Origin of the sequence: Leifsonia sp. TF02-11 (genome assembly GCF_017565305.1) — a bacterium.
Taxonomy (GTDB): Bacteria; Actinomycetota; Actinomycetes; order Actinomycetales; family Microbacteriaceae; genus Leifsonia.
In genome coordinates this window covers 197,123-216,562 of the sequence record NZ_JAGEKP010000005.1, presented here as the reverse complement: position 1 = coordinate 216,562, position 19,440 = coordinate 197,123, and the positions used below count along the sequence as shown (strand labels likewise).

12 protein-coding genes and 1 tRNA gene are annotated in these 19,440 nt (G+C 69.7%); 5 read left to right on the top strand and 8 right to left on the bottom strand.

All coding sequences use genetic code 11. The features are described from left to right. Window positions 1–123 precede the first annotated feature (123 nt). The 4 genes from JNB50_RS09610 to JNB50_RS09595 all read left to right on the top strand — a co-directional run bounded on the left by JNB50_RS09610 (window position 124) and on the right by JNB50_RS09595 (window position 7,887). A complete protein-coding gene (locus tag JNB50_RS09610; RefSeq protein ID WP_208039896.1) occupies window positions 124–3,003 on the top strand; it encodes an aminotransferase in 2,880 nt (959 codons plus the stop codon). A gap of 141 nt (window positions 3,004–3,144) precedes the next feature. Then, entirely contained in the window at window positions 3,145–3,354 is a 210-nt protein-coding gene (locus JNB50_RS09605; RefSeq protein WP_208039895.1) for a heavy-metal-associated domain-containing protein, read from the top strand. A 58-nt stretch (window positions 3,355–3,412) separates the two neighbouring features. Next, window positions 3,413–5,719 (top strand): cation-translocating P-type ATPase, encoded by a 2,307-nt coding sequence (locus JNB50_RS09600; protein ID WP_208039894.1) that lies wholly within the window; start codon window positions 3,413–3,415, stop codon window positions 5,717–5,719. Next, entirely contained in the window at window positions 5,716–7,887 is a 2,172-nt protein-coding gene (locus JNB50_RS09595) for a heavy metal translocating P-type ATPase (protein ID WP_374222258.1), read from the top strand. The genes JNB50_RS09600 and JNB50_RS09595 overlap by 4 nt, the downstream gene beginning before the upstream one ends. Before the next feature lie 94 nt (window positions 7,888–7,981). Here JNB50_RS09595 and JNB50_RS09590 read toward each other — a convergent pair whose 3' ends face one another. Next, on the bottom strand, window positions 7,982–8,872 hold the full coding sequence (locus JNB50_RS09590; RefSeq protein WP_208039893.1) for a LysR family transcriptional regulator ArgP: 891 nt from the start codon (window positions 8,870–8,872) through the stop codon (window positions 7,982–7,984). A 71-nt stretch (window positions 8,873–8,943) separates the two neighbouring features. Between JNB50_RS09590 and JNB50_RS09585 the strand changes: the two genes are divergently transcribed. Next, a complete protein-coding gene (locus JNB50_RS09585) occupies window positions 8,944–9,543 on the top strand; it encodes a LysE/ArgO family amino acid transporter (RefSeq protein ID WP_208039892.1) in 600 nt (199 codons plus the stop codon). Window positions 9,544–9,568: 25 nt separating this feature from the next. Here JNB50_RS09585 and JNB50_RS09580 read toward each other — a convergent pair whose 3' ends face one another. The 7 genes from JNB50_RS09580 to JNB50_RS09550 all read right to left on the bottom strand — a co-directional run bounded on the left by JNB50_RS09580 (window position 9,569) and on the right by JNB50_RS09550 (window position 19,423). Further along, window positions 9,569–10,546, bottom strand: coding sequence for a carbohydrate ABC transporter permease (locus JNB50_RS09580; RefSeq protein ID WP_243768263.1), 978 nt, complete (start codon window positions 10,544–10,546; stop codon window positions 9,569–9,571). Beyond that, complete coding sequence (locus JNB50_RS09575) at window positions 10,543–11,493, bottom strand: carbohydrate ABC transporter permease (RefSeq protein ID WP_208039890.1); 951 nt, start codon at window positions 11,491–11,493, stop codon at window positions 10,543–10,545. The genes JNB50_RS09580 and JNB50_RS09575 overlap by 4 nt, the downstream gene beginning before the upstream one ends. An 85-nt stretch (window positions 11,494–11,578) precedes the next feature. Further along, on the bottom strand, window positions 11,579–12,973 hold the full coding sequence (locus JNB50_RS09570) for an extracellular solute-binding protein (RefSeq protein WP_307794668.1): 1,395 nt from the start codon (window positions 12,971–12,973) through the stop codon (window positions 11,579–11,581). Between the two features lie 52 nt (window positions 12,974–13,025). Next, window positions 13,026–14,792, bottom strand: a complete 1,767-nt coding sequence (locus JNB50_RS09565; RefSeq protein WP_374222257.1) for a glycoside hydrolase family 13 protein — start codon at window positions 14,790–14,792, stop codon at window positions 13,026–13,028. Between the two features lie 273 nt (window positions 14,793–15,065). Then, window positions 15,066–16,076 (bottom strand): LacI family DNA-binding transcriptional regulator, encoded by a 1,011-nt coding sequence (locus JNB50_RS09560; RefSeq protein WP_208039887.1) that lies wholly within the window; start codon window positions 16,074–16,076, stop codon window positions 15,066–15,068. Window positions 16,077–16,197: 121 nt separating this feature from the next. Continuing rightward, window positions 16,198–19,146 (bottom strand): BNR-4 repeat-containing protein, encoded by a 2,949-nt coding sequence (locus JNB50_RS09555; protein ID WP_208039886.1) that lies wholly within the window; start codon window positions 19,144–19,146, stop codon window positions 16,198–16,200. A gap of 201 nt (window positions 19,147–19,347) precedes the next feature. Continuing rightward, window positions 19,348–19,423: transfer RNA gene (locus tag JNB50_RS09550), tRNA-Ala, on the bottom strand. Window positions 19,424–19,440 lie beyond the last annotated feature (17 nt).

Here is a 19,440-nt window from a genome sequence, read left to right as displayed (position 1 = left end):
CTGCTGCCGTGCGTTCGCTGGATGCGAGCCCGGTGTCCGCTTCAATAGACTGGCGGCGTCCAGCCCACCGACGATTCGACGGCCGCCGACCAGCGCCGCGCGTCCGCACGCCGAGGAGCATCCGTGCCGAACTCCGACTTCCTCACCCAGCCTTCGCTGCCCCGTCCGGAGGTCGGTCCCGACGACGCGGCCGCCGTCGCCGAACAGGTGTTCGGGCTGTCGGGCCGCATCGCCGAGCTCGGCAGCAACCAGGATCGTAACTTCCTCATCGACACCGGCACCGAGAGGTTCGTCCTCAAGGTCGCGAACCCGGTCTTCTCGATCGACGAGCTCCACGCCCAGAACGCCGCGCTCGAACGTCTCGCCGGAATCGACGTGCGCATCCCCACCGTCGTCCCGGCGCTCGACGGCGCCGAAGTGGTGGCGGTCGAGGTGCGCGGTCGCACCCTGAACGCGCGCGTCCTCAGCTTCCTCGACGGCGACCCGCTGACCGAGGTCGCGCGTCCCAGCCGCGAGCAGCTGCGCACGCTCGGGCGCCTCTCCGGCCGCATCGCCGCCGGGCTGTCCGGGCTGCGCCACGCCGGCCTCACCCGAACGACCCAGTGGGACGCGCGGATCAGCGGCGACGTGGTCGAGCTGCTCGCCGACCACGTGCCGCAGCTGGCCAAGCGGCTCGCCGTGCAGCAGGCGGCGGAGCGCGCGCTCTCCGCGCTCGCGCCGCTGCGGAACCGGCTGCGCGTGCAGGCGGTGCACGGCGACGTCACCGACGACAACATCGTGCTCGGCGACGACGGTCCCGGCGTCATCGACTTCGGCGACGTCGCCGACGGCTGGCTCGTCGCCGAGCTGGCGGCGACCGTGGCGAGTGCGCTCCACCACGTTCCGGACGACCCGCTCGCCGTGCTCGACGTCATCGAGGCGTTCCATGAGGAGTCGCCGCTCGACGATGTGGACCTGGCCGCACTCTGGCCGCTCGTGGTGCTGCGCGGCGCAGTGCTCGTCGTGAGCGGGGAGCAGCAGGTCGCCCTCGACGGCGACAACGCGTACGCCGATGAGAACCGCGCCCACGAGTGGGTCGCCTTCGACGTCGCGCGCCGCCTCCCCGCGGCCGAGGTGGAGGCCGTCGTGCGGGCCCGACTCGCGACGGCCGGGCACCAGGAGGAGGCAGCGCCCGCGCTCGGTCGCCTGGTCGCGATCGACAGCGCCCACGAGAACCTGGCCGACCTGTCGGTGACGGGCCACGTTCTGGACGCCGGCCGCTGGACCCGTCCCGACGCCGAAGACGAGGTCCTCGGCGCGATCTGCCGGGCACACGGACACGCGCTCACCCGCTACGGCGAAGCGCGCCTCAGCCGCGCGGTGCTCGACCGTTCGGAGGCGTCGGCCACCATTGCTCTCGGCGTGACCCTCGACGCGCCGTCCGGTCTGGTCGTGCACGCGCCGTTCGCCGGCGAGCTGCGGCTCACCGACGGCTCCTGGCTGCTGCACGGCGACGGCATCGACCTCTGGCTCGGCGGCCTGTCCCGGCCGCTGACCACGGCCTCCGTCGAACGCGGGGAGGCGATCGGGAGCGCGGTGCGACTGAACGCCCAGCTGAGCCGGATCCCGGGGCGCCGGCCTCCCGCGCTCGTCACTCCGGCGCTGGCCGCCGCGGCCTGGGCGGAGGTCTCTCCCGACCCGTCGGCACTCTTCGGCATCGACCTCGCCGTGCAGGACCCGGACGCGGCCGCCGCCCTCTCGCGCCGTGACGCGTCGTTCGCCCGCGTGCAGGAGCACTACTTCGCCGAGCCTCCCCTCATCGAGCGCGGCTGGCGCCACCACCTGTTCGACACGCGCGCCCAGAGCTACCTCGACATGGTCAACAACGTGACCCAGATCGGGCACGCGCACCCCCGCCTCGTCGACGCCGTCCGCGACCAGTGGGCACGGCTGAACACGAACTCACGCTTCCACTACGAGGAGCTCTCGCGGTTCACCGAGCGGCTCGCGGAGGTCGCCCCGGACGGCCTGGACACAGTGTTCCTCGTCAACAGCGGCAGCGAGGCCGTCGACCTCGCGCTCCGGCTGGCGCAGGTCCACACGGCGCGGCGCACCATCCTCGCCGTGACGGAGGCCTACCACGGCTGGACCGCCGGCGCCGATGCGGTCTCGTCCTCGCTCGGCGACAACCCGCGCGCGCTCGAGACCCGGCCGGACTGGGTGGAGCTGATCGCCTCGCCCAACGTCTTCCACGGCCGCCACCGCGGTGCCGACTCCGCCCCGGCCTACCTCGCCGAGCTGGACGAGCAGCTCGCCCGCCTCGACGCCGCGGGCACCGGGATCGCCGGCTTCATCGCCGAGCCGGTCTTCGGCAACGCGGGAGGTCTCATGCTCCCCGACGGCTACCTGGCCGGCGTCTACGAGCGGGTGCGCGCCCGCGGCGGCGTGTGCATCGCCGACGAGGTGCAGGTCGGCTACGGGCGGCTGGGCCACTACTTCTGGGGATCGACGCAGCAGGGCGTCGTGCCCGACGTGATCACCATCGCCAAGGCGATGGGCAACGGGCACCCGCTCGGCGCGGTCATCACCCGGCGGGAGATCGCCGAGTCGTTCGCGGCGGAGGGCAGCTTCTTCTCGTCCGCCGGCGGCAGCCCGGTCAGCTCGGTCGTCGGTCTGACGGTGCTCGACGTGATGCGCGACGAGGGCCTCCAGCAGAACGCCGCGACGGTCGGCGACCATCTCGCAGCGCGACTCCGGGCGCTGGGCCAGCGGCATCCGCTCGTGGGAGCGGTGCACGGTCTCGGGCTCTACCTCGGGGTCGAGCTGGTCCGCGACCGCGAGACGCTGGAGCCGGCCACCGCGGAGGCGGCCCTGATCTGCGAGCGCATGCTGCAGGAGGGCGCCATCGTGCAGCCGACCGGCGACGGCAAGAACGTGCTGAAGATCAAACCGCCGCTGTGCATCACGCGGGAGAGCGCCGACCGGTTCGTCGATGCGCTCGACCTGGTGCTCGCGACGATCTGACCACGTCGTCGTCCGTGCGAGCCATCGCTCGCGCACTATCCGCACGGCTTGACTAGTACCCCTGGTGGGTATATCGTCGTAGCGTTCCTAATACCCCCTCTGGGTATGCGAACTCCCGATCGACAGCCGAAGGAGCGAGACATGACGACCACGACATTCCAGGTGGACGGGATGACCTGCGCGCACTGCGAGCGCGCTGTGACCGAAGAAGTGACCGCGATCGCCGGGGTGACCGGCATCGAGGTCTCAGCCGCCACCGGCGTGCTCACTATCGAGTCGGCCTCCGCGGTCGACGACGCACTCGTGCTCGCCGCGGTCGAAGAGGCCGGGTACAGCGCCGTCCGCGCCTGAACCGACCGCACCGGCGACGCCCACCACCGCCCGCACCGCCCCGACCGGAGGAGCCCCCATGTCCACGACCGACGCCGCACGCCCGCAGCCCCGCTTGGAGCTGGCGATCGGCGGGATGACGTGCGCCTCCTGCGCCGCCCGGGTGGAGAAGAAGCTCAACCGGCTGGAGGGTGTCGAGGCGACCGTGAACTACGCGACGGAGAAGGCCACGGTGTTCGCGCCGATCGGTTACGACCCCGCGCTCCTGGTCGCGCAGGTCGAGAGCGCGGGCTACACCGCCGAGCTGCCGACGCCGCCGACGCCGGGCCGCGCCGAGTCAGCCGGCGCCGGGCACACCGGCGACCACGAGCTCGCGGCGCTGCGCACCCGGTTGATCGTGAGCGCGGCCCTCGGCCTCCCCGTCGTGCTGCTGTCGATGATCCCCGCACTGCAGTTCCCCGGATGGCAGTGGGTCGCCCTGGTGCTGGCGACGCCCGTCGTCGCCTGGGGAGCCTGGCCGTTCCACCGGGCCGCCGCCGTCAACCTGCGGCACGGGGCCGCCACCATGGACACGCTGGTCTCGCTCGGAGTCTCTGCGGCATTCGTGTGGTCGGTCTACGCCCTGCTCTTCGGCGGCGCGGCGGCGCACGGGATGTCGGGCGCCGACCTGTATCTGGAGGTGGCCGCGGGCGTGACGGTGTTCGTCCTCGCCGGGCGGTACCTCGAGAAGCGGTCCAAGCGACAGGCCGGTGCCGCGTTGCGCGCGCTGCTCGAGTCCGGGGCGAAGGAGGCCTCCGTGCTTCGGCCCGCTCCCGGCTCCGACGACCTTCGCGAGGTGCGCATCCCCGTCGATCGGATGGTCGTCGGCGACGTGTTCGTCGTGCGACCCGGTGAGCGCATCGCCACCGACGGCATCGTGACCGAGGGCACGAGCGCGGTCGACGCCGCCATGCTGACCGGCGAGTCCGTCCCGGTGGAGGTCGCGCCCGGCGCCGCGGTCGCCGGCGGTACGATCAACGCCGGCGGCCGGCTCGTGGTGCGTGCGACGCGGGTCGGGGCCGAGACCACACTCGCGCAGATCGCCCGCCTGGTCGAGGACGCGCAGTCCGGCAAGGCCGCTGCCCAGCGACTCGCCGACCGCATCAGCGCCGTCTTCGTGCCGGTCGTCATCGGCATCGCCGTCGTGACGCTGATCGCCTGGCTGCTGCTCGGCTTCCCGGCAGAGGCGGCATTCACCGCCGCGGTGGCGGTCCTCATCATCGCCTGCCCGTGCGCGCTGGGGCTGGCGACGCCGACGGCTTTGCTGGTCGGCACCGGCCGGGGAGCGCAGCTCGGTATCCTCATCACTGGTCCGGAGGTGCTGGAGGCCACCCGGCGGGTGGACACCATCCTGCTGGACAAGACCGGGACGGTCACCACCGGTCGGATGGCCCTGGTCGGCATCACGGGCGACAGCGACGAACCCGGCGGAGACGACGAGACTGCGACCGCCGAGGCCCTGCGCCGCGCAGGCGCGGTGGAGGACGCCTCCGAGCACCCGATCGCCCGCGCGATCGCCGACGCCGCGAAGCGAGAGGGTGCGCTGCCCCCGGTCACCGGCTTCCGGTCGGACGGCGGACTGGGCGTCACGGGGACCGTCGACGGCGAGCGCGTCGTTGTCGGCCGCGCAGCATTCGTGACGGCGGCGGGGATGCCGCTCGGCGCAGGCCTCCAGCGGGCCGTCGCCGAGGCGGAGTCGTCGGGCAGGACGGCCGTCGTCGTCGGCTGGGGCGACCGTGCCCGTGCCGTGCTCGCGGTGGCCGACACGGTCGCGCCGCGCAGCGCGGAGGCCGTGAGGAGACTGCGCCGACTCGGGCTGGACCCGGTGCTCCTGACCGGCGACAACGAGACCGTCGCACGGCGGGTGGCGCAGGAGGTCGGCATCGACACGGCCATTGCCGGCGTGCTGCCGGAGGAGAAGGCGGAGGTCGTCCGCAGACTGCAGGCCGAAGGGCGCCGGGTGGCGATGGTCGGCGACGGGGTCAACGACGCGGCGGCGCTCGCCTCCGCCGATCTGGGCATCGCCATGGGCACGGGCACCGACGCCGCGATCCAGGCCGCCGACCTCACCCTGGTGCACGGCGATCTCACGGCCGCGGCCGACGCGATCCGGCTCTCCCGGCGTACGCTGGCGACCATCCACGGAAACCTGTTCTGGGCATTCGCCTACAACCTGGCGGCGCTGCCGCTGGCGGCGTTCGGGCTGTTGAACCCGATGATCGCCGGGGCCGCGATGGCGTTCTCCAGCGTCTTCGTCGTCAGCAATAGCCTCCGGCTGCGGTCGTTCCGGCCGCTCGCCGCCACGGGCAGCACCGCACACGCAACCGAGGAACGGAGGACGGCATGACCGGGCACACGGAGCACGGCGAGGTGTCGAGCACCGAGGTGGAAACCGCCGGGGCAGCCGCTGCCGGGCACGAGCACGACGGAATGCACGCTGCCGGGGGCGACGGCGATCCGCACGCCCGGCACGACAACAGCGGCCACGACCACGACCACGACGACCACAGCGCACACGGCGAAGGCCACAGCGGCCACGATCACAGCGGGCACGCCGGCCACGGCGACCACGTCGCCGCCTTCCGCCGGCTGTTCTGGATCATGCTCGTCGTCGCGGTCCCCGTCGTGCTCTTCTCCCCGATGTTCGCGATGATCCTCGGCTACCGGCTCCCGGATGCCGCGTGGCTGACGTGGGTCTCCCCCGTCCTCGGCACGGTGATGTTCGTGTGGGGCGGCCGGCCGTTCCTGACCGGAGCCGTCTCCGAGCTGCGCGCCCGCAAACCCGGGATGATGCTGCTGATCGCGCTGGCGATCACCGTGGCGTTCGTCGCCTCGTGGGGCGCCACCCTCGGCCTGCTCGACCACCAGCTCGACTTCTGGTGGGAGCTCGCCCTCCTGATCGTCATCATGCTGCTCGGCCATTGGATCGAGATGCGGTCGCTGGCACAGACCACGTCCGCCCTCGACTCCCTCGCCGCGCTTCTGCCCGACGAGGCGGAGAAAGTGGACGGCGAGGGCACCGTCACGGTCTCCCCCGCCGAGCTGGCGGTCGGCGACATCGTCCTGGTGCGGCCGGGCGGTCGTGTCCCCGCCGACGGACGGGTCGTCTCCGGCAGTGCGCACGTGGACGAGTCGATGATCACCGGCGAGTCGCGGCCGGTGCGCCGCTCCGACGGCGACCCCGTCGTCGCGGGGACCGTCGCCACCGACTCCGCCCTGCGCGTGCAGGTGACCGCCGTGGGCGACGACACCGCCCTCGCCGGGATCCGTCGCCTGGTGGCCGACGCTCAGAACTCGTCGTCCCGCGCGCAGCGGATCGCCGACCGCGCGGCCGGCTGGCTGTTCTGGTTCGCGCTCGGCTCCGCCGCCGTCACCGCGGTGGTCTGGACGGCCGTCGGTCACCCGGACGACGCCGTCGTCCGCGCTATCACCGTGCTCGTGATCGCCTGCCCGCATGCGCTCGGGCTCGCCATCCCGCTCGTCGTCTCGATCGCGACCGAGCGCGCCGCCCGCGGGGGCGTCCTGGTGAAGGACCGGCTCGCGCTGGAGACCATGCGCACCGTGGACACCGTGCTGTTCGACAAGACCGGGACGCTCACCAAGGGTGAGCCCACCGTCACCGCGGTGGACGCGGACGGCGACGACGATCGCGTCCTCGCGCTCGCAGCGGCGGCCGAGGCGGACTCCGAGCACCCCCTCGCTCGGGCGATCGTCGCGAGCGCCGCCACCCGCTCGCTTCCCGTTCCCGCAGCCACCGACTTCACGTCGTCTCCGGCCGTCGGGGTCGCCGCGACCGTCGACGGACACCGGGTGGAGGTCGGCGGCCCCGGGCTCCTCGCGTCGCACGGCGTGCCGGAGCGCGCGATTGCAGACACCTGGCGTGCCGAGGGCGCCATCATCCTGCACGTGCTCGTCGACGGAAAGGCCGTCGGAGCCCTCCGCCTCGCCGACGACGTCCGCGAGGAATCCCGCCAGGCGGTCTCCGCGCTCCAGCACCTCGGCATCCAGGTCGTCATGATCACCGGCGACGCGGAGGCCGTGGCCGCCGATGTCGCGGCTCAGCTCGGGATCAAACGCTTCTACGCCGGCGTGCGCCCGGAGGACAAGGCGGCGTCCGTCGCCGAGCTCCAGTCGGAGGGCCGGACGGTCGCGATGGTCGGCGACGGCGTCAACGACGCTCCCGCCCTCGCCCGCGCGAACGTCGGGATCGCGATCGGTGCGGGAACGGACGTGGCGATCGCCTCCGCCGGCGTCATCCTGGCCAGCGACGACCCGCGCTCGGTGCTCTCGGTCATCCGGCTCTCGCGGGCGAGCTACCGCAAGATGAAGCAGAACCTGTGGTGGGCGGCCGGCTACAACCTGCTGTCGGTGCCGCTGGCGGCCGGCGTGCTCGCACCGATCGGGTTCGTGCTGCCGATGTCCGTCGGAGCCATCCTGATGTCGCTCTCGACCATCGTGGTCGCCCTCAACGCGCAGCTCCTGCGCCGCCTCGACCTCCGCCCCGAGACCCTCTGAGAACCGCCGAGGGGCGCGTTGTTGTCCCTTTCGCGGCGCGAAAGGGACAACAACGTGCCCCTCGGGCGTCTCGCGCGGGATGGAGGTGTGCGGGTCAGGCGGGGCGGAGGGCTGTGGCCGCGGCGCGCGCGATGGCGGCGGCGACCGCGCCCAGCGCCGCCGACTGCAGCGACCACTGCTGCCAGTAGAGCGGCACGTCCACCGCACCGCCTTCGTCGAGGACGACCAACCGGCCGTCGTCGAGGAGCGGGCGCGCCTGGAGGTCGGGGATCATGCCCCAGCCGAGCCCCAGCGCCGCGGCACCGAGGAACTCGGTCGACGCGGGCACGTACTGGCGCGGCGGCCGCGCGCCGGGAGCGAAGCGGTCGAGGTAGCGGTCCTGGAGGGCGTCCTTGCGGTCGTAGACGAGCATCGGCGCCACGGCGGCGACACGTGCGTCCCAGCCGTCCGCGCACCAGCGCCGGACGAACGCCGGGCTCGCCAGCGGCCGGTAGCGCATCAATCCGAGCGCCGACACCGTGCAGCCCTGCACCGGTTCGTGGTCCGAGCCGATCGCCGCCATCGCCGTCCCGTCGCGCAGCCGGCCGATGGTGTGCTCCTGATCGTCGAGAGTGATGTCGAAGACCGAGTCCGGAAGGGTCGCCAGCGCCGGCAGCACCCACGTCGCGAGAGAGTCGGCGTTGACGACGAGCGGGATGGATGTCGGCGCGGCGACGCCCGCGCCGTCGTCGCCCTCCAGTTCGGCCGCCGCTTCGGCCTCCAGCAGGGCGACCTGCCGCGCGAGGCGTACGAGCACGGCGCCCGCGGCCGTCGCCTGGATCGGCTTGCTGCGCCGCACGAGCACCCGGCCGCTCAGCTCCTCCAGCGATTTGATGCGCTGGCTCACCGCCGACGGCGTCAGGTGCAGCGCGGCGGCTGCCCGGTCGAACGTCCCGTGTTCCACCACGGCGGCGAGGGTGCGCAGCTGATCGCTCGAAGCCTCCATGTTCAGCAATGCTAATGGTTCTTAAGAAACATGAGCTGTACTGAACACAAACCGTTCCCTATCGTCGAAGAGTGCTCGCGATCTTCCTCACCGGCCTCGGCTCCGCCGCCGCTCTCATCGTCGCCATCGGCGCGCAGAACGCCTTTGTGCTCCGCCAGGGGCTCCGCCGGGAGCACGTGCTCGCCGTCGTCGCGATCTGCGTCGCGAGCGACGCCGTGCTGATCGCGGCAGGAGTGGCCGGTATCGGCACCCTCGTGAAGGCCGCGCCGCTCGCACTCCTGATCGTGCGCTGGGCCGGATTCGCCTTCCTGGTCGGCTACGCCGTCTTCGCCGCGATCCGGGCCGTGCGACCCAGCACGCTCACGGCGGCGACCTCCGGCGGCGGGTCGCTCGCCGCGGCGATCGGCACCTGTCTCGCGATCACCTGGCTCAATCCGCACGTCTACCTCGACACCGTGCTGCTTCTCGGCTCGCTGTCCGCGACGCACGGCGACCCGGGGCGGTGGGTGTTCGGCGCCGGCGCGGCGACCGCGAGCCTGCTGTGGTTCCTCCTCCTCGGCTTCGGGGCACGGCTGGCTGCGCCGGTCTTCGCGCGTCCCATCGCGTGGCGCGTGCTCGACGCCGGCATCGCGGTGCTGATGCTCGTGCTCGCGGTGATGCTGGTGGTGTGAGCGTGACCGCTCAGCCCTTGACCGCTCAGCCCTTGACCGCTCCGCCCAATCCCCCGCCACGCAGGAACGTCCGCTGGAAGACCAGGAAGATCACCACCGGGATCAGCGTCGCGATGCTCAGTGCGGCCAGATACACGCCGAGGTCCGTGCTCGACTGGATCTGCGGCAGCCGCACCGACAGCGGTTGGATGTGGATGTCGGCCAGCACCAGGTTGGGCCACAGGAAGTCGGCCCAGGCCGCGTTGATCGCGAACACCGAGACCACGCCGAGGATCGGCTTCGACATCGGGAGCACGATCGACCAGAACAGCCGGAAGGTCCCGGCCCCGTCGGTTCGCGCCGCCTCGAAGATCTCGCGCGGGAGGCTGTCGAAGAACCGCATCACCAGCAGCACGTTGAAGGCGCTCGCGCCGGCAGGCAGCCAGACGGCCCAGAACGTGTTGATCAGGGAGTGCCCGATCAGCGGAGGGTGCAGGATCGTCAGGTAGAGCGGCACCAGCAGCACGACCGCGGGAACGAACAGTGTCGCGAGCACCAGGCCGGCGAGGTACCGGCCGTACTTCGGGCGGAGCACCGACAGCGCGAAGCCGGCGGTGGTGGCGACGATCAGCTGCACCGCCCACTCGCCGGCGGCCATCGCGATCGTGTTGAAGAAGAAGTCGCCGATGTGGACGTCGTTCCACGCCTTGACGACGTTGTCCCACGCGATCCCGTGCGGGAACAGCGCGAGCGGGTTCGTGAGCGTGTCCTGGGTCGGCGTGACGCCCGACTTGAACAGCCAGAGCAGCGGGAAGAGGCCGACCAGCACCAGCAGGATCAGCAGGATGATGTGGAGGGCGTTCGTCGTGATCCGGATCCGCGGGCGGCGCCAGTCGGCGGCCGAGAGGATGTGCCGGTCCTCGGCCTCCACGCTGCGCCGACGACGCGGTCGCCGGCCCGGCACCCCCGCATCGGGCAGCGGCTCGGAGACTTGGACTTCTTGGGCCGGGACTGTGGTGGTCAATTGTCGCTCCATCGTGCGGTGAGTCGGAAGTAGACGATCGAGAGCACAGCGAGGAAGATCGCGAGCATCAGGCTCAGCGCCGTCGCCTGGCCGTAGGCCCCGCCGAGACTGTTCGTGAAGGCGTACTGGTAGATCAGGAGCAGGATCGTCGTGGTCGAGTTCGCCGGGCCGCCGCCGGTGAAGAGGTAGGGCTGCAGGAACACCTGAGCCGTCGCGATGATCTGCAGGATGAACGTGATGAAGAGGATCCCGCGCAGCTGCGGGAGCGTGACGTGCCAGATCTTGCCCCAGAGGGAGGCGCCGTCGACCTCGGCCGCGTCGTAGAGCTCGGGGGCGACGGAGGTCATCGCCGCGAGGTAGATGATGATCGTTCCGCCCGCTCCCGCCCAGGTCGCCTGCAGGACGAGGGACGGCATGGCCGTCGTCGCGTCCTGGATCCAGGGCTGCGGCGGGATGTGGAACCAGCCCAGGATCGTGTTGAACACCCCGGTCGGGCTCGCGTCGTAGAAGATCTTCCACAACAGCACCGAGACGACGGGCAGGATGACGACGGGCAGGTAGGCGAGGACGCTGAACAGCCCCTTGAACCGCCGCACCTCGCTCATCAGCACGGCCACGATCAGCGGGACGGGATACCCGATGAGGACGGCGAGGAAGGCGAAGTAGGCGGTGTTGCGCACGGCGATCCAGAACAGCGGATCATTGAACACCGCCACGAAGTTGTCCCAGCCGACGAAGGTCGGCGGCGTGACAAGGTTGGTCTTCTGGAAGCTCATGACGACCGCCTGCACGATCGGCGACCACGAGAAGACCCCGAAGATGATCAGGAGCGGGAGGAGGAACAGCAGGGTGGTGAGCCCGCCGCGCTGAACCCAGGTGATGGGGTTGTGCCGGCGCTTCTGGCGCTCTCGAGCGGGTGCGGCGCGCAGGTCGGTGGATGTCGTCATGTCGATGGCTTTCCGTGGGCCGAGGCCGCCGGGCCGCCGTGCGCTCAGGGCGCCGGCGGCCCGACGGCCGCGGGGGTGCTCTCTGCTACTTCTTGGCGTCGGCGTCGATGATCGCCTGGATCTTCGTGTCGACTCCCTTGAGGAGAGTGTCGACGTCGGCGTTCTTGTCGGTCAGCACCGCCTGCACGACGGCGTCGAGCGCTGCGTACAGGTCTTGCGAGTGCGCCGGCGGCTCCGGGACGATCGTCTGGCTGAAGATCCCGTCGTTGAACGGCTTGATGTTGTCGGCCGGGATGTTCGCGTACGGCTTGATCCAGGTCTGGTACTGCTGCCAGGTCGCCTTGTCGAACAGTGGAAGGGTGGGGGCGTTGACGGCCTGGTTGCCTGCCTTGTTCGACTTGGCCAGGGTGACCGCGTCGCTCTCGTTGACCTGCGGCTGCGTGCGGTAGAAGTCGATCCACTTGACCGCCGCGGCGATCTGCTCCGGGGTGTCCTTCACGTTGACCACATCGACGTTGCCGCCGGAGAGGATGCCGGCCTTGCTGTTCGAGGTGTCGATCGGGTAGGTGGTCACTCCGTACTTGGAGGGGTCGAAGCCGTTCGCCTGCATCAGCGAGCCGATGACGTCGGACCCACTCATGTACATCGCGATCTTGCCGGAGGCGAAGCCCTGGTTGATGCCGCTCCAGTCCCACAGGAAGTTGCTGCCCATGGAGTTGTCGTCCCAGCGCAGCTTCTTGAGCCACGCGAGCGCCTGCTTGGTCTGGTCGTTGTCGGTCTTCACGGTCACCTTGCCGTCGGAACCGGTGGACTCCAGCCGGCCGCCGAGACCGTAGGTGCTCGTCGCGAGGTTCCAGCCTCCCGTGCCGTCCTTCGTCATCTGCATGTAGCCGGCGACGCCGGGGACCTTCTCGGAGATGGTCTTCGCGTCGGCCTGGATCTCATCGAGGGTCGTCGGCGGCTTGTCGGGGTCGAGGCCGGCCTGCTTGAAGATGTCGCGGTTGTACGAGAGCGCCATCGCGTACGGTCCCCACGGGATGCCGTAGACCTTGCCGTTGTCGCCGGTGGCAACGTTCAGCACGTTCTTGTTCCACTTGTCGGCCGTGGAGGTCTGCTTGAACGGCGTGGTGATGTCGGCGAGCTGCCCGTTGTTCGCCAGCGTCTTCGAGTCGGTGAACGGCACGTTGAACACGTCGGGCAGAGTTCCGCCCGCGAGCTCGGCGGCGAAGGTGCTCGCCGTCCACTGGTACTCGATGGCCTTGACGTGGATGTCGGGGTTCTTCTTCTCGAACTCCTTGACGCGCGTCGCGAGCGTCTTGAGGGCGTCTTCGGTGGCGCCGGGCAGGACCGGCGCGACGACGAGGTTCACCTGGCCGTTGCTGCTGCCGCCATCGGACGAGCAGGCGCTCAGCATGGCGACGCTCGCGGCGGTCACGAGACCGATCGCGACGACCTTGCTGCCGAGTCGTCGTGGTTTCACGGACTTCATTGTCTGGTTCCTTTCGGTGTGCGGTGTGGTGCAGTCGGGTGCGTCATCGGGTCGATCGGACGCGGTTCTCCGGCGAGGCGTGCTGTGTTCGGAGCCATGCCGTGGAGTCGGTGGGAAGAAGTCCGTCCTGCAGCGGGGCGCTGCTGAGGAGGACGCTCTCGTGGGGCGGGAGCGGCACGGCCGCGCCCGACAGGTTGGTGACGTTGACGAAGCGGTCGCCGCGCGTGAAGGCGAGCACGCCGTCCCCGCTCGGAAGCCAGGCGAAGTCTCCGTCGCCGAGGCCGGCCTCCTCGCGGCGGAGCCGGAGTGCCTTCGTGTACAGCGAGAGCATCGAGTCCGGGTCGCGGCGCTGCGCCTCGACGGTCAGCGCGCTCCACGACGCCGGCTGCGGCAGCCAGGGCTCGGCCGCCGAGTCTGCCGGGCTGAAGCCGAACGGCGCGCGGTCGCCGCTCCACGGGAGCGGGACCCGGCAGCCGTCGCGGCCGGGGTCGACACCGCCGGAGCGGAAGTGCATCGGATCCTCCAGCCGGTCGGCCGGGATGTCCTCGACCTCCGGGAGCCCGAGTTCGTCGCCCTGGTAGATGTAGAGCGAACCGGGCAGGGCGGCGACCAGGAGGGCCGCGGCGCGGGCGCGACGCGTTCCGACCACGAGGTCGGTGGGTGTGCCGACGCGCTTCTTCGCGAAGGCGAAGGACGAGTCGGTGCGTCCCAGCCGGGTGACGGGCCGCGTGACGTCGTGGTTCGACAGCAGCCAGGTCGATGGCGCCTCGACGGGAGCGTGTGCGGCCAGCGTCGAGTCGATCGACGCCCGCAGTTCGTCCGCGTCCCACGGCCGAGCCAGGAAGTCGAAGTTGAAAGCCGTGTGCAGCTCATCGCGGCGCAGGTACTTGGCGAACCGCTCGATGTCGGGGAGCCAGATCTCGCCGACCAGCACGCGCGTCCCCGGGTAGGAGTCGGCGATGGCCCGCCAGTCGCGGTAGATGTCGTGCAGCTGATCCCTGTCGGTGTTGGGGTGCTCGCCGGGCGCCGGGTGCTCCGGCACCTCCGGCAGCTCAGGGTCTTTGACCAGCAGGGCCGCGGAGTCGATCCGCACTCCGCCGACGCCGCGATCGAACCAGAAGCGCAGGATCTCCTCGTGCTCGCGGAGGACGTCGGGGTGGTTCCAGTTGAGATCCGGCTGCTCCGGGGTGAACAGGTGGAGGTACCACTCCCCCGGAGTCCCGTCGGGGTCGACCGTGCGCGTCCAGGTGTCGCCCGAGAAGTTGGAGACCCAGTGGTTCGGCATCTCGGCTCCGTCGATGCCGCGGCCCGGTCGGAACCAGAAGCGCTCGCGCTCGGGGGAACCGGGACCGGCGGCCAGGGCCGCCTGGAACCAGCGGTGACGGTCCGAGACGTGGTTGGGGACGATGTCGATGATGGTGCGGATGCCGAGCTCCAGGGCTTCGGCGATGAGGGCCTCCGCCTCCTCGAGTGTTCCGAACGCGGGATCGATCGTGCGGTAGTCGGCGACGTCGTAGCCGCCGTCGGCGAGCGGAGACAGGTACCAGGGCGTGAACCAGATGGCGTCGACGCCCAGGTCCTTGAGGTACCCCAGGTGCCGGCGCACGCCGGCCAGGTCGCCGATCCCGTCGCCGTTCGCGTCGGCGAAGCTCCGCGGGTAGATCTGGTAGATGACCGCACTCCGCCACCAGAGGGGGTCCGCGGTGGACGGGGTCGGACGCGCGGTCGTCGCCGCGGTCGACGGGGCTGCTGGGGCCGGGGCAGCTGAAGTCGGTACTGCTGAGCCTTCAGCGAGCAGGGGCAGGTCCACGCGGAGCCTTTCTGTGCGGGCCGGACTGCCGCTGGCGTCGGCGCCGGTTGGAGCTGTGATCAGAACGTGTGCGACGGACATCGAAGCGTGCCCGTTTCCGTCAGAGTCAACGTAGGGTTCTCGACAAAATGATGCAAGAACTAAAATGACTGCAAGCTGCTTGCGAACTCTTGCGTGCGTTTGCAGTCACGAGGTATCGAAACCTGGACACTCAGAGCACGCAAAAGGGCTCGTCACGGGTGGATACCGTGACGAGCCCGACGATGTGCGGCGCTAGTCCGTTGGCGCCGGTCCGGTCGAGGACCGCACCACGAGCTCCGGCTCGAAGAGGAACTCCTCCGGCGGGATCGTGTCGCCGGCGAGCTGCTGCGTGAGCAGCTCCATCACCATCCGCCCCATCGGCTCGATCGGCTGACGCACCGTCGTGAGCGGAGGCTCGACGCAGCCCATCAGCGCGGAGTCGTCGTAGCCGACGACCGAGACGTCCTGAGGGACCCGCAGCCCCGCACGGCGGACGGCGCGGATCACGCCGAGCGCCAGCGGGTCGCTGGCGCAGACGATGCCGGTCACACCGGTCTGGAGGAGCCGGGTGGCCGCCGCCTGCCCCGACTCGAGCGAGTAGTGGGACCGCACGACCCTGCTCGGGTCGAACTCGAGCCCGGCACGCGCGAGCTCGCGTTCGGCCGCCTCGAACTTGCGGCGAGACGGCACGTGATCCTTGGGCCCGAGGACGAAGCCGATCTTCGTGTGGCCGAGCTGCACCAGGTGGCGGACGGCCAGCTGGGTGGCCACAGCGTCGTCGCACGACACCGCGGGGAAGCCCAGCCCGTCGACCGGCGCGCTGACGAGCACGGTGGGCAGTTTCACATCGCGCAGCTTCTCGTAGTGCTCGTGCGACCCCGCCTCCTGCGTGTAGAGCCCTCCGGCGAAGACCACACCGGAGACCTGCTGCTGCAGCAGGAGGTCGATGTAGTCGGCCTCGGAGATGCCGCCGGCCGTCTGGGTGCAGAGCACGGGCGTGTAACCGCTCTGGGCGAGAGCGCCTCCCACGACCTCGGCGAAGGCGGGGAAGATCGGGTTGGAGAGTTCCGGAAGCACCAGCCCGACCAACCGGGGGCGTTCGCCGCGCAGCTTCGACGGACGCTCGTAGCCGAGCACGTCGAGGGCTGTCAGCACCGCCCTCCTGGTCGGCTCAGAGACACCCGGCTTGTCATTGAGGACACGACTCACTGTCGCTTCACTGACCCCGACCTTGCGGGCCACCTCTGCTAGACGCCTCGACACGGGAACACGATAGCGCAGGTGGCGCTCGGGGCGTGGAAATTCGATGACGAGATCGTGCAAGAATTTGCGCAAGCGGCGGTGCCGGCGGAGGTACCGCCGGCAGCGCCGCGAACGACGGCGCTTACGGCCGCGTCAGCTGCACCCACATGTCACTGGGGTGATACGACTCCTTCGAGACATAACGGGGAAGGGCCTCCATCTTCTTGAGTCCTGCCAGGTCGCAATTCGGCGCGAACGCGGTGAGCGGCTTGTCGCAGTAGGCGTCACCACCGTCCTGGTTCTTCGGGTTGTCGTTCTGGACGGCCGGCCAGCTCGGCCAGAACAGCACCGCAAGCGATCCGTCCGCCCTCCGTCCACCGAGATCCTGAGCGGAGTTCGCGACCTCGTCGCCCGACACCCTGGGGCTGGTCCCTGTGGTGCCCGGGAGATCGGCGACGATCTCACCGGTGGAAGTGTCGATGATCACACGCCCGAAGCCAGTCACATACACGTAGCCCATGTACATCCAGGTCGGCTGTTTCGCGCCGTACGGTCGCGCCGCCCAGATGGCCTGCAGATTCCACGGCGCTCGCGAGTCGGACACATTGTCGGGAATGATGTTCTGGTCACCGCGGGTGACCTGGGTGACTTTCCAGGTCCCGTCCGCGCTTCCCTGGGCGCCGGGACGGAACGACGTCGCGAACGCCTGCATCGTGGGGTTCGCACCCGTCGTCGCCCTCGTGTAGGTGACCACTGGGTACCCCAGGCCGTTCAGCCCGAGCGAGGGTTCTGTGATTCCTTGTTTGAGTCCCGCATCGGGGTCGATGGACAGGCCGGGAACCGTCGTCGTCTGCTCGTACGTCAGAGGTGTCGAGAGCGGCGTCCCGTTTGCCGTCGTCCAGTTCTTCAGGTCGGTGCTCTGGGCGTACGAGAACGTCGAGCGACTGCCGAATCCTCGCTCGCCCACCTTTCCGTTCTCATCCAGGAAGCCGTCCCACGACCATGCCATTCCGTAGGTGGTCTTGCCGTTGACGGTCTGTGCAACGAAGTCGGTCGGGTAGGCCCGGCGCGTGTCGTCGGTCGCGAACAGCGGCTTGCTTCCACCTAGCAGCGAGACCCATCCCTTGGTGGCATTGTCGTACTGCGCCAGGTAGGTCTCCTTGTCCTGACGGAACCGGAGGATGAGCTTGTCGTCGACCCTGGTGAACGAGGGGTACGTCATCCGAGTGTTGTCGATACCGGGCACCGTGAAGGGCAAGGCGCTCAGGGTCGAGACATCGCCGGCCTTCGAGGTCCGCAGGTACGCACCCTGCTCTCCGAGGGCCTTGCTCGGGAGTTCCCCTTTGTCGTTCGGGGTGACCTTCTGCTCGGCCACGATCGTGCCGACCATCAGGTTGCCCATGACGTGGAGCTGTCCCTGACCATCGAGTTGCATCGTGACGTAGTTGTGCTGGTCGTCGTTCACCCGATGGCCGGAACGGAAGATACACCAGCCACTCGTGAGCGTGCCCGCGGCGCAGGCAGGCGCGGAGCCGCTGAGCGTGCGCGAAGCGACCGAGAGGTAGCGCTGCGTGTCGTAGAAGGCGACGTACTGGGTGTTGCCGCTGGTCAACACCGACTGGCCGGTGGGCGTGTGACCGAGGGTTTTCACGGGCAGGAGCGTGCTGGCTACGACCTCCGGAGCACCCAGGCTGTGAGCGGAGACGAGTGAGACGTTGTCGTACTCGCCTGTGCCCGCGAAGCTGTACAGCGCGCCCATACCGCCGCGGAGCGGGGCGGGGTCGGTCCAGGTCGTCGTCGGCACCGGTGTCCCCGGGAACGTGGTGACCTGCTTGCCGGTGTCCCCATCGATGACGTTGACGTCGAACTTCCCGGGCGTGGGCGAATCCACGCGCACAGTGTAAGAATTGCTCTTCGATGTGACGAAGTAGCCACTGATGGCGGCTTTGTCGGGTCTGTCATCGACGACCTTTTGGAGGACCCACTGACCCATTCCTGAGCGGAACGGGCTGATCATGAGGCGATACATCTGTAAATGCCCACCGTCAGCGTTCGCCGGAGGAACGGATTCGTGGAATGCGAGTCCGCTCCACAGCATTTCGTTACCCGTGTAGGCAGGGATCGTCACATCAGCAGCGAACGAGAAGCTCGACCCGCTGAGGTCCACGTGCTGCTGCTCGAGAACGTACTCACTGGCACCTGCCTCAGCTTCGGGGACGACCGTGCCGGCAGGCGTGGACTTCCAACCCTTGGTGCCGACACGCTTCCAAGTACTGCTGAGGTCCGTTCCCGGATCGAACCGGTCGGTCAGACCGGACGGGGTGTCGGGCGTCGTCCGCAACGAGAAGTCGCGGAAGGTCGCCGCGCCGACATTGGACAAGAGGCCGGCGTAGTCGCCGACGCGCGGTTGCGATGATGCCGGCAGCCCCGAGTGGGCGTACGGCATCGTGATCGAGTCACCGCCGATGACGAGGTTGGCGCCCGGGTTCGCCTTCGTGGCGAAGCTCACCGATGCGGAGCTCAGGCTCCGGTCGACGCTCATGAGGTACGACTCCCCCTTGACGAGAGCGGTCTTCAGCTTTCCCGTGGCGACGATGTCCGGCCCCGGCTCGCCGAGCGTTCGCCGGAGGATCATCCAGTCCTTCGCCGGGCCGGTGGTCACCCGGAAGTCGTAGCGATCTGTCGCGTCGGAGCTCGCATTGAAGACCAGGCCGGCCCAGCGTCCGTTCACGTCCGTCGACGCGGTGACCTCGGCGCTCACCACGAACGAGCTGCCGAGCTCGACGCTGTGGTTGATCGCCATCGCGTCGCGACCCTCGGGGTCGGGCACCGCGGAGTTGCCCTTGAGTTCCCAGTTCGCCAGCACCGTTTTCCAGGGCGACCCGAGCGATGCGGCGTCCGCACGGTCAAAGCTGTCGAAAGCGGTTGCCGAGAGCTTCGGATCGGTGAACTCCGGGCTCGACGCTCCGGTAGCCCCGTTGGGGACCGCCTGCGCGGGCCCAGCCGGCTGGCCGAGTCCCGCGATGAGCGCCAGGACACCGAGCGCGCCGACCAACGGTCGAAGGGCGCGTGGGCGCGATTTTCTCAACACGTGTGTTGCCTCTCAATAACAATCAACCCTGCGCGCGTTCGCGCATGTAACATTTCAACCTTAGATTAGGCCCGATTGTTGAGAGGTGAGTGAGCGTGCTCGCATCCGGTGGGCGCACCGCGCTCAGGGTGAGCGGCGAGGTGCTGACCGACGAAAAAAGGCCGCCATATCTGGCGGCCTTCTCTACGATCTTCTGTTACCTGGTGGAGCTAAGGAGATTCGAACTCCTGACCTCTTCGATGCGAACGAAGCGCGCTACCAACTGCGCCATAGCCCCGGGAACTGCTCAGCTAG

Bases quoted from the DNA above. Each gene is read 5' to 3' on its own strand.
- JNB50_RS09605 (WP_208039895.1), top strand. From the start codon at position 3,145: ATGACGACCACGACATTCCAGGTGGACGGGATGACCTGCGCGCACTGC.
- JNB50_RS09600 (WP_208039894.1), top strand. From the start codon at position 3,413: ATGTCCACGACCGACGCCGCACGCCCGCAGCCCCGCTTGGAGCTGGCG.
- JNB50_RS09595 (WP_374222258.1), top strand. From the start codon at position 5,716: ATGACCGGGCACACGGAGCACGGCGAGGTGTCGAGCACCGAGGTGGAA.
- JNB50_RS09590 (WP_208039893.1), bottom strand. From the start codon at position 8,872: ATGGAGGCTTCGAGCGATCAGCTGCGCACCCTCGCCGCCGTGGTGGAA.
- JNB50_RS09575 (WP_208039890.1), bottom strand. From the start codon at position 11,493: ATGACGACATCCACCGACCTGCGCGCCGCACCCGCTCGAGAGCGCCAG.